Annotated in this window: 6 protein-coding genes; 3 read left to right on the plus strand and 3 right to left on the minus strand. The window is 61.7% G+C overall.

Annotation, left to right across the window (positions count from 1 at the left end; all coding sequences use genetic code 11):
* Positions 1-136: 136 nt before the first annotated feature.
* Complete coding sequence (locus tag LDL37_RS02605) at positions 137-4,936, minus strand: NAD-glutamate dehydrogenase (protein WP_290793917.1); 4,800 nt, start codon at positions 4,934-4,936, stop codon at positions 137-139.
* A gap of 589 nt (positions 4,937-5,525) precedes the next feature.
* Between LDL37_RS02605 and LDL37_RS02610 the strand changes: the two genes are divergently transcribed.
* Both LDL37_RS02610 and LDL37_RS02615 read left to right on the plus strand, forming a co-directional pair.
* Positions 5,526-7,010 (plus strand): helicase HerA-like domain-containing protein, encoded by a 1,485-nt coding sequence (locus tag LDL37_RS02610; RefSeq protein WP_290793920.1) that lies wholly within the window; start codon positions 5,526-5,528, stop codon positions 7,008-7,010.
* A 76-nt stretch (positions 7,011-7,086) separates the two neighbouring features.
* Entirely contained in the window at positions 7,087-7,497 is a 411-nt protein-coding gene (locus tag LDL37_RS02615) for an MAPEG family protein (RefSeq protein WP_290793923.1), read from the plus strand.
* Between the two features lies 1 nt (position 7,498).
* Here LDL37_RS02615 and LDL37_RS02620 read toward each other — a convergent pair whose 3' ends face one another.
* Positions 7,499-8,689, minus strand: coding sequence for an MltA domain-containing protein (locus tag LDL37_RS02620; protein ID WP_290793926.1), 1,191 nt, complete (start codon positions 8,687-8,689; stop codon positions 7,499-7,501).
* 20 nt (positions 8,690-8,709) lie between these two features.
* On the minus strand, positions 8,710-9,333 hold the full coding sequence (locus LDL37_RS02625) for a Tim44/TimA family putative adaptor protein (RefSeq protein ID WP_290793928.1): 624 nt from the start codon (positions 9,331-9,333) through the stop codon (positions 8,710-8,712).
* A 235-nt stretch (positions 9,334-9,568) separates the two neighbouring features.
* Between LDL37_RS02625 and secB the strand changes: the two genes are divergently transcribed.
* Positions 9,569-9,997, plus strand: coding sequence for a protein-export chaperone SecB (gene secB / locus LDL37_RS02630; protein ID WP_232037117.1), 429 nt, complete (start codon positions 9,569-9,571; stop codon positions 9,995-9,997).
* The last annotated feature ends 3 nt before the right edge of the window (positions 9,998-10,000 follow it).

Genomic DNA, 10,000 nt, shown 5'->3' on the forward strand with positions numbered 1-10,000 from the left:
GCCCACTGGCTGTAGTCAGTGGGCGGCAGGACGCGCAGCAGGGTGACCATGCCCTGCGTCACGCGCGCCCGCACCGAGGCGTAGCTCAGTGCGGCGCGGAATTCGGCGCTGTCGTCGGCGATGACCAGAAACTTTCTCATAGTTTCTGCACCCACTGACGCAGGGCGGCATTGACGATGCTCAGCTTGGCGAAGCTCCAACCGGCGCCTGAGCCTTCGATTTCACCCAGCAGGGACTGCAACGGTGCCACCTGTGCGGCCTGCGCTTCGGCCCAGGCCTCAAGCCCCTGAGCGTCGCGACGCACGGCGGCCACCACCGACTTCTGTTCGGCATAGATGTCTTCGATCAGGCGGCGGATGGCCATACGGTCCCACGGATCGGCGGAATAAAGCTCGCCCGCTCCGGCGCGCAGACGGTCAAACCCAAAGCGTTCCCCGGTTGCCAGATAGAGGCGCGCCGCTTCGACCACGTCCTCGCCTTCGGCCAGATCGACCATGTCGATGGCGCTGGTCCATGACAACAGGGCTGACACCCGGCGCGACAGGTCTTCGGGCGCCCCGGCACTGATCAGTTTTTGCGCCCGTGCCTCGACGCGCGCCGCTTCGTTGGGGCTGAGCACGCCTTGCGCCGACAACAGGGTGGCAATACCCGTCTGATAGGCGTTGATCACCTCGGTCAGGGTTTCCGGACGACCGGCAAACCGGCGGGCAATGAAATAGACCTGACGGCGCAGGAAGGTGGCGATGGCGTTATAAAGCGCCGTCTGAGCCGCTGCCGGAATCTGCGTATCGAGCGCCGAGACCTCGGCCCACAGGTCATCGGTCCCGAACAGCCGCCGCGCCCCTTCGAACGACAGGGCCAGCGCCCCGGCATCAACCGCCGCCGCCTTTTGCAGACGCATCGGGAAGCTGGGACCCAGAATATTGATCATCTCATTGCACAGCACCGTGGCCACGATTTCGCGGTGCAGACGGTGGGCGCGGATGTCGTCAATAAAGCCGTGCAGCGGCTTGGGGAAATAGTCGATCAGGGCCTCTTCGAACACCGGATCGTCGATGGCGGTCGTCTCAATGAGGTCGTCGAACAGCACGATCTTGCCATAGGCGAGCACCACCGCCAGTTCCGGACGATAGAGCCCGGCATTTTGCGCCTTGCGCGCCTCCAACTGCGCATTGGTCGGCAGGCCTTCGACCTTGCGGTCCAGCTTGCCGCGCTTTTCGAGCGCCGTCATAAAGGCCTGCATCGAGGCATTGTCACTGAGCGCCGTCGATTCCAGAAGGGTCAGAGCGAGCGTCTGAGCGTAGTTGTCCTTCAGCACCAGATGCCCGACCTCATCGGTCATTTCAGCCAGAAGTACGTCTCGCGCTTCGATGGTCATGCGGCCAGACTGCACCAGACGACCCAGCAGGATCTTGATATTGACCTCGTGGTCCGAACAATCGACACCCGCGGAATTGTCGATGGCGTCGGTATTGAGCTTCACGCCCTGCGCCGCCAGCGCGATGCGACCGGCCTGAGTGATACCCAGATTGGCCCCCTCCCCGATCACGGCAGCACGAATATCGCCGGCATCGACGCGGATGGCGTCATTGGCCTTGTCCCCGACCTCAAGGTGCGACTGCGACGCCGCCTTGATATAGGTGCCGATGCCGCCGAAATAGAGCAGCTCCGCCGGGGCACGCAGAATGGCCTGCATCAGCTCAAACGGCGTCAGGCTGGTGGCCTGAATATCAAGCGCGGCGCGGATTTCCGGTGTCAGCTCGATCGACTTCAGACCGCGCGAGAAGACGCCGCCGCCCGTCGAAATCTTCGCCTTGTCATAGTCCTGCCAGCTTGAGCGCGGCAGGGCGAACAGACGCTCACGCTCGGCAAAGGACACAGCCGGATCGGGGGTCGGGTCGATGAAGATGTCGCGGTGATCGAAGGCCGCGATCAGCTTCGTCTGCTTCGACAACAACATGCCGTTACCGAAAACGTCGCCTGACATATCGCCGACGCCGACCGTAGTGAAGGCCTCGGTCTGAATGTCCTTGCCGCGTTCGCGGAAATGGCGCTTGACCGCTTCCCACGCGCCGCGCGCCGTGATGCCCATGACCTTATGGTCGTAACCGACGCTGCCGCCTGACGCGAAGGCGTCATCCAGCCAGAAGCCGTAGTCGCGCGCCACGCCATTGGCGATGTCGGAGAAGGTCGCCGTGCCCTTGTCCGCCGCCACGACCAGATAGGGGTCCGGCGCGTCCCAGCACACCACGTCCTTCGGCGCGATAATGCCACCCTGGGCATCCAGATTGTCGGTGATGTCGAGCAGACCCGACAGATACATCTTATAGGCCCGCACGGCTTCGGCGCGAATAGCGTCCGGCGCGCCTCCCGCCGGGAGCTGCTTGGGATAGAAGCCGCCCTTGGAACCGACGGGCACAATGACGGCGTTCTTCACCTGCTGCGCCTTGACGAGGCCCAGCACCTCGGTGCGGAAATCTTCCTTGCGGTCAGACCAGCGCAGGCCCCCGCGCGCGACGGGCCCAAAGCGCAGGTGCACGCCTTCGACCACCGGCGACCAGACGAAGATTTCGCGGTAGGGCTTGGGATCGGGCAGATCGGCCAGCTCGCGCGAAGCGATCTTGAACGAGATATAGCCCTTTTTCTGGTAGTAGTTGGTACGCTGAATGGCCCCGATCAGGGCCGCGATGCGCCGCAGGACACGGTCGTGCTCCAGCGAGGTCACGCCTTGCAAGAGCGTATTGATACGCGACAAAGCCGCCTCGACCTCAACCTTGCGCGTGCCGATGGGCGTGTCATTGACGGCAAATTTCAGATCGAACAGATAGACCAGCGCCGCCGCTACATCCGGATAGGCGCGCAGGGCCTGCTGCTGAACGATGGCGCTGGGGTCGAGACCCGACTGACCGCGATATTTGCACAGGGCGCGCAAAAGCGCGGCTTCGCGCCAGCTCAGACCCAGAAGCGTCAGGGCATTGAAGCCGTCGATCTCGGTTTCACCGCGCCACAGCGCCATCAACGCCCCTTCGAAATCCTCACGGAAATCGGCGAAGGCCGTCGGGTGCGCGGCGGGGAGTTGCACGATAAATTCGTGAATGAAATGGCGCGGCACGTCGGCGGATTCGATGCGGTGACCGAACTCCTCCAGCGTCTTCAGCCCCATGCGCTCCAGCACCGGCAGGATGTCGGACAGCGGAATGGCCGTTTCAGCGCGGTCATACAGTTTCAGCGAGAAGCGGTCGCTGACCCCTTGCGGCTGAAAGGCGCGCACAGTGAGCGGGTGCGCCTCATCCAGTCCGGCCAGAATGGCGATATCGGTGACGGCCTCGTCGATGCCATAGCGTTCCTGATAGGCGACGGGGATGGCGCGCGCCCATTTCACATAGTCGGCCTGCGTCTGGCCGACTTCCAGAGCCGCATCCTCGACGCGCTGCGCCCAGTCGAGCGTCAGATCGGTCACGCGGTCTTCGATATCGGCCAGATTGGGGTCCGGATGGCCGCCCGGCGTGACACCGATAATGTAGTGGATGCTCGACAGCGCACCGCCCGTCACAAACGGATAAAGCGCGCTGACGCGGCCACCAAAGCCTTCGGCCAGCAACCGCCCGGCGCGTTCCTGCACCGAAACACTATAGGTATCGCGCGGCAGATAGAGGAGCACCGAAATGAAGCGGTCAAACGGATCACGGCGCGCAAACAGCCGCACACGCGGCCGGTCGGAAATGTGCAGCACGCCGCGCGTAATACGTAAGAGATCGCTTTCCTGAATCTGGAACAGCTCGTCGCGCGGATAGGTTTCGAGGATATTCTTCAGACGCTTTTCGGCATAGCCGCCATTGTTGAAGCCTAGCCGGCGCGACTCGCTCAGGACGTGCTCGCACTTCTTGCGGATCAGCGGCACTTCAAAGGCCGGACGGTCATAGGCGTCCGAAGTGAACAGGCCGACAAAGCGCGTTTCGCCCGACGGTTTGCCATCAGCGCCGTAATGCTTGATCGAGATATAGTCCATATAGACGCGGCGATGGACGCGCGACTTCAGATTGCCCTTGGCCACGGTGACCGGCTCGGAGCTGGCCAGATGGCTCAGCAGCTCACGGCTGAGGATGGCCGGTTCCGATCCGCGACGCAGGATGGCGCGTTTGTCGCGCAAGACGCCGTATTCTTCCTGCAACAGGTTCAGCGGTTCTTCGGCGACGTAATTGCCGTCGGCGCTGCGCGGATAGACATAGGTGCGCGCCCCCAGAAGGACGAAATGGTTTTCCGACACCCAACGCAGGAAGGCCAGTTCTTCCTGCAGCACCGCCGGGTCGATCTGCACCACCGGGTGCAGGCTCAGGGCTTCCAGCGCCGTCATCTCTTCGGCCAGCAAGGCCTGCATACGCGGGAAGTCGTGCACGGCGGCACGCAGATCATTCAGTGTCGTCTCTACGCCCGACAGGATGGCGGCGTGTTTTTCGGCGGGCTGCCGGCCGACAAAGACCAGCATCAGGGATTCGGTGACCGCCTTGCCGCTGCCGCGTTGGCCCGTATCGTCGCGATTGACGGTGACAACCGGGTGGAACATGGAGCGGATGATCAGGCCCTGATCAATCAGCTCACCCATTACGCTTTCAACGATGAACGGGGCGTCGGGCTGAACGATCTCAACGACATCAAAGGCGCTGTTGACCGGGGTAATGGTCTTCAAGGCCCCGGCCCCGTCGCGCACCGCGGCGCGGCCCCAGGACTCGGCGAAGAGGCGGCCCACCTCTTCGAGGCTCAGTTCCGGCATCTCTTCCGGATCATAGTCTTCCAGACACTGGGCGAGAAAGCTGCGCGCCGCCTCATCCGCCGGACCCTTGAGCGCGGCGGTGAAGGCCGCCTCTATGCCTGCCCGCGCATCCGCGACAAGGGCGTCAAGTTCGGTCGAAAGGCTGAGGTCGTCCATGAGTTCCATCCACTGCGCTTGATGGCGTAAAGCTAAGGCTCACACCTATATAATAAGTGAATTATCCGCCAAAAGCACAGGCGAAGACAACGGCTTGGGGAAAATAAAGTTTCTGACGAAACGGAATGGGGTCATGCCTTCGCCGCCCGCCTAGATCATTATGATTTCTGGTAGAAACATAATGATCTAGATTTTTGTTTAGCCCCTCGCCGGGCGGTGGCTTTGCCACCTTGGCCGCCGCCTCAATGGCGGCTTGAGCGGAATGATTCCATCAGAAATCATTCCGCTCTAAAGGATAAGCCGCTCACCCGGTCTGGCGGGTGAGCGGCTTCTTCGGAGCCACCCTTTATGGGGGGAAGGGCCACCCCGGAAATGGCTGCGCGGCCTATGGGGGGAAGCGACGCAAACCACGACTCATTGCTGAGCTGTTGTGATAGTAGCACGCACGTCTTCAGACCCTAATCAGTCCTGATCGCGCTGTTATCACTTCTGTGTGAGAGAACTGTGTTCTTTGGTGTTGGTGCGGCGCAACTGAAATACCTTTTGCCAAAGGCCTTCGCGACGCTTTATTCATGGGGTTCCGACACAGGATAACGACATGACTCAGGGATTAGACATCGGCTTTTCCGCCGACGGCCATCAGACGCTTCTGCTCAACCGCGCCAACCGTCACGGCATCGTGGCAGGTGCGACGGGTACGGGCAAGACGGTGACGCTTCAGGTACTGGCTCAGGCTTTTTCTGACGCCGGCGTGCCCGTTTTTGCGGCCGATGTGAAGGGCGATCTGTCAGGGATCAGCCTGCCCGGAGCGCCCAATGAAAAGCTTCTGGCGCGCGCACAGGAAATGGGGATCGAGCTTACGCCCGCCGCCGCCCCGGTCGTCTTCTGGGACCTGTTCGGCCAAAAAGGTCACCCGATCCGCACCACGATTTCGGATATGGGTCCGCTGCTGCTGGCGCGCCTGTTTCAGCTCAATGAGGTGCAGGAAGGCGTGCTGAACATCGTCTTCCACGTCGCTGACAAGGAAGGGCTGCTGCTGCTCGACCTTAAGGACCTGCGCGCCATGCTCAACCACGTGGCCGACAATGCCAAGGAAATCAGCGCCCAGTACGGTCAGGTGTCCGCCGCCTCCATTGGTGCCATTCAGCGTCAGGTGCTGGCGCTCGAAAGTCAGGGCGGTGAGCAGTTTTTCGGTGAACCGGCGCTGCGCTTGGAAGACCTGATGCGTACCGATATTTCCGGCAAGGGCTATGTCAATGTGCTGGCCGCCGACAAGCTGATCGGCAGCCCCCGCCTCTATTCGACATTTCTGCTGTGGCTGCTGTCTGAACTGTTCGAAGTCATGCCCGAAGTTGGCGACCCCGAAAAGCCGCGCATGGTCTTCTTCTTCGACGAGGCGCATCTTCTGTTTGACGAAGCGCCCAAGCCGTTGCTGGAAAAGATCGAACAGGTGGTGCGCCTGATCCGCTCCAAGGGTGTGGGCATCTATTTCGTCACGCAAAACCCGGCCGACGTGCCGGATTCGGTCTTGGCGCAACTCGGTAACCGCATCCAGCACGCCCTGCGCGCCTACACGCCCGCTGAACAAAAGGGGCTGAAAGCCGCGGCGCAGTCCTTCCGCCCCAACCCGGCCTTTGACACCATCGAGGCTATTCAGGGTCTGGGCGTCGGGGAGGCGCTGATCTCGGTGCTCGACGAAAAGGCCTCGCCCACCGTCACGGCCAAATCAAAAATTCGCCCCCCGGCGTCGCGTCTGGGGCCCGCCACAGAAGCCGAGCGCGCCGCCATCATCGCCAAATCGCCGGTATCGGGCATGTACGACACTCTTCGCGACCGTGAATCGGCGTTTGAACTGTTGACGGCACGCGCCAGGGCCGAGGAGAGCGAAGCGGCTGAGGTCGAAACTCCCCGCGCCGAAAAGAGCGAAAAGCCGGAGGTGCATAAACCCTCGGCCACGGAAAAAGCCGTCACCTCTGTCGCCGTCTCCGTCATCCGCACCATCGGCGTGACGCTCGGTCGTGAGCTGGTGCGCGGGCTTCTGGGCTCGATGAAAAAGCCCGCGCGCACCACGCGACGGAGATAAGAAAATACCTCGCACGTCCTGGTGTGGGCGTTATGGTTAACGCTTTTTTACCGGTTCCAACAGCAAGAGTGGAGGCATGGTTGCCCCGCTCCTTGCCCTTATTGCCTGGTCACTGATTGTGCTCGTCTGGCTCTATGCCCGGCGCATACCCGCCATGCTGCAACTGGGTCAGGATTTTCAGCTGTTTGCCGATAAGCGCCACCTGTTTCGCCTGCCCGCTGATGTGCGTGCCGTGGCGGACAACTATACGCACCTGACCGAACAGCCGACGCTGTTTTACGCCCTCAGTCTGGGGATACAGGTGTCCGGCCTCGCCGATCAGTTGTTTGTGGTTCTGGCGTGGATTTACGTGCTTTTGCGCATCGTCCACAGTCTGGTGCAGGGCATCGGCAACCACGTCATCCTGCGCTTTTGCGTGTTTGCCGCCAGTACCGGCATACTGGCCTATATGACGCTGCGGGCCATCCGGCTGGTGTTTGATTTTTAATCTATTCCGCCGGAACGATACGCCACAGGCGCAGCTTGTGCTTGACGCGCCCGGCTTCGCGGCCCGCGCGGTCGCCGTGGCCCATATAGAGGTCGGCGCGAATCTTTCCGCGAATGGCCCCGCCCGTATCGAGGGCCGCCACCATGCGACGATAGGCCGGGAAGGCACCGCTGAGTGAGCCTGCATCGGCATCGACCCAGTACAAATCCCCATAAGGGTGGAAGGACGGGTCAATGGCAATGGCCGCCCCCGGCGGCAGAGGGATCGCTGCCGCGCCCAGGGGTTCCATCTTGGTCATATCCATAGAGAAGAAGGCGTAGCGCGGATTCTGGTTCATTACTTCCTGCGCCACCGGCCCGCGATTATCGGCCAGCCATTGGCGGATCGCCTCGCCGGAGGTTTGTTCCTTCTTCATCAGGCCGCGTTCGGTCAGGGTTTTGGCAATCCCCACAAACGGCAGACCATTATCGGCGGCATAGGCCGCCATGAAGCGTGTACCGTCTTCCAGCGTCAGATAGCCGGAGCCCTGAATCTGCATAAAGAAATAGTCTTCGGGCCGCATGTAATAGGCCGGGCCCGTTACCGGTTGGGCTTCGATTTCGGCGCGCGTGTAATAGGGCACATAAAGCTCGCCTGCCCGGCGCGCCGCAAAGCGCTTACCCGCCGGCTGCGGCGGCGTCATCTGCGCCCCATCGACCAGTACCAGATCGGCGGGTTTAGTGCGGACGGGTTGCGAAAACTCGACCGAAGGGGTGGTGGTCGCCGGGTATTCCGGCACGAAATAGGCGGTCAGCAACCCTTCGCCTTCGATGCGTTCAACGCGAAAGCGCGCCTCAAGCCATTGCTTGATTTCTTCGGGCTGTTCAAACGCCTGTGCCTTCAGGGCATCGCAGGCCCTGGCATATTGCCGCCCCTGTCGATAGGCGCAGGCCCCACGCACGGCTTCTAGCGCAATAAAGGGGTCTGTCTCCTCCCAACCCGGCAGGACCGACAGGCTTTGCGACGGTCGCGGGGGGAGAGGCTCAGACGGTGGCGGGGTCGGCACCGGCTGTGGGTCTGTCTGGGGGACAGGCGGTGACGGTACGGGTGACGGGCCCAGCGGGGGCTTGGGTGTTTCGACGCACGCCACCAGGCTCAGCGCCGCCACGGACACGCATCCATAGGCGAGCAAACGCCGCGCGGCGGTCAGCACCCCTGCCCTCCCCCTCAGGTTCATGCCTTGGCGGCCTCGACACGGGACAGAATCCACGGATTGGTCGGCGATTTGAGGTTTTTCTGGAAGGTCCAGAATTCCGCCGTTCGGCGATGCGCCTTTTTCGGTTCGCCACCGTCTGTGTCGGCCATCTCATAGAGAAGTTCCGACAAGAAGCGTACGCGCACCAGAGCCCGGTCGTCTTTCAGGTCGATCTGATCGAGATCCGTCTTCGGCGCTTCGACAAAAGACACAGTCATGGCCTTCTGTTCACCGCGCGCCTCAATGGCCTTGGCGAAGACGCCATAGACGCTTTCCGACAGACGATCCTTGAGGCCTTCGATTTCCCCACGATTGAAAGCCAGCACGATCTGTTCATAGGCTTCGCGCGCCTTTTCAACGAAATTGACCTCATTGAAATGGGCATCGCGCGCCTTCAGCGCGTCGAGATTAGGCATACGCAGGCGTTCGGGCTGCGCCTTCGGCTCCTGTCCCGGCCGGTTGAACGGGCCTTCCGAGTCATCGCTCTTGGGGACCACGGGTTTGTCTTCGGCCTTGAAGCCGACGCGGCGGCCCAGCACGTTATACAGCTGAAACAGCACGACCACGGCGATCAAGGCCAGAATCAGCAGGTCCCAGGGCATCAAAACGTCTCCGAACAGGGGTACAGCAAGGTCTAGTCTTCCCTATATAGGCAAAGTTGAGGTAAACGGAACCATTCGTTTGATTGCCAATCGATTTTGTGCGTGCTAGGGCCGTTTTCAACCGAATTTTATACGCGCCACGGAGTTTTTAAGTTTAATGGCTGACGATTCGATCCCCGCCGAAAACGGCACTGGCCCGGCCACCGAGGCTCAGGGCGGCCCGCTGCCTGCCAATATGCAGGTTCTGGCCCAGTTCATCCGCGACTTCTCGTTTGAAAACCCGCGGGCGCCCAACTCGCTGCGCATGGATCAGCGTCCTGAAATCGACATGGGCGTGGAAATGAACGCCAAGGGCCGCCCGGATGGCCTGTTCGAAGTCGATCTGAAGCTGTCGGTCAAGGCGTCGAACCCCGAAGGCCCGATGTTCGCCATCGAATTGGTCTATGGCGGTCTGTTCCAGTTGGCCAATGTCCCGCAAGCGGCGATCGAGCCGACCCTGCTGGTCGAATGCCCGCGCTACCTCTTCCCGTTCGCCCGCCGCATCATCGCCGATGCGACCTCGGACGGCGGCTTCTTCCCGCCCTTCTTCGTCGAACCCATCGACTTTGCCGCGCTCTACATGCAGCAAAAGGGTCAGATCGGCGAAACCGCCGGGCAGGCCTAGAAA

Source organism: Asticcacaulis sp. (assembly GCF_020217185.1).
GTDB lineage: Bacteria > Pseudomonadota > Alphaproteobacteria > Caulobacterales > Caulobacteraceae > Asticcacaulis.